Consider the following 1,057-nt stretch of genomic DNA (forward strand, 5'->3'; position numbering starts at 1 on the left):
TAATACCAAACCCAACAATTAAAGTTGCGCCCAAGCACGAGCAGTTAACGACCGAATTCTTTGTGGCTGTTTAAGCAAATTATTCCAAGCCAAGCAAGCGGCATCGACAATAGCCTCATAACTGTCATAACAACGATTGGATAACTCATTTTGCTTAAGGTACTGCCATACTCTCTCAGAAGGATTCAGCTCAGGTGAATAAGGCGGTAGTTTAAGCATAGTGACATTAGCCTGATTCAAGCTTGGTTGATGCCATAATGCCCCATCCATCACCACCACCGCATGACGTCCTTTTGGTACGGCTTTACTAATCTCTTGCATATGCAATAACATGGTATGTTTATTCACTGAAGGCAGTACTAAGCCTACCGCCTTCTTTGTCGCTGGACAAAAGGCACCAAACAGATAAGCGGAGTTAAACTGCTGCTGCTTGATCAGTCGAGGTCGCTCACCGCGGTAATGCCAAACTCTGGTCAATGACCCTTGTTGTCCTATTCGAGTTTCATCTTGAAACCATATATCTACGTGATCTAGGCTTACCTCAGTAGGTAGGGACGCCTTAACCTGTGCTATAAAGTTTTTTTAAAAGCGTCTTGAGCTTGTGGGTCTGCTTTTGGATGCTGACTACGAGCACTTATCCAACTCATATCAATACGTTTAAGCAGCTCGTAGATACCATTGACGGTATAGTGGGCGTTGTAGTGTTCTTTAGCCAATTGCTGAATATCTTTACCGGTCAAACGACCGCCAGCTCGCTTGTCTTGTTCAGAGACTATCATGGCTTTAAAAGCGGCTATGTCTGCTTCTGCCAATTTGCTGTGACGACCTCGACGATGACGATCATAGAGACTCTCAAGTCCTCGTTCCTGATATCGTTTCAAGGTGCGCCTGGCAGTTTGAGGGTGAATACAAAGATCTTTGGCAATATCGTTAGTGGCTTTGCCCATACTGTATTGGTATAAGATGAGCAGGCGTAGTCGGGCTCTGGGATTGCGCTCAGTCTTTGAGTGTTTGCCAAAGTCATGGTCTTCTAGGTTATGTATTGGTATGGTCATCA

2 protein-coding genes are annotated in these 1,057 nt (G+C 44.8%); both read right to left on the reverse strand.

The features are described 5' to 3' along the window. Window positions 1–18: 18 nt before the first annotated feature. On the reverse strand, window positions 19–573 hold the full coding sequence (locus tag JMX92_RS13705) for an IS630 family transposase (RefSeq protein ID WP_201546156.1): 555 nt from the start codon (window positions 571–573) through the stop codon (window positions 19–21). After that, window positions 570–1,057: IS630 family transposase (locus JMX92_RS13710; protein ID WP_201546155.1), on the reverse strand; the 488-nt coding region annotated here is incomplete at its 5' end. The genes JMX92_RS13710 and JMX92_RS13705, both read right to left, overlap by 4 nt.

The sequence above is a fragment of the Psychrobacter sp. H7-1 genome, from assembly GCF_904846585.1.
Lineage (GTDB): Bacteria > Pseudomonadota > Gammaproteobacteria > Pseudomonadales > Moraxellaceae > Psychrobacter > Psychrobacter raelei.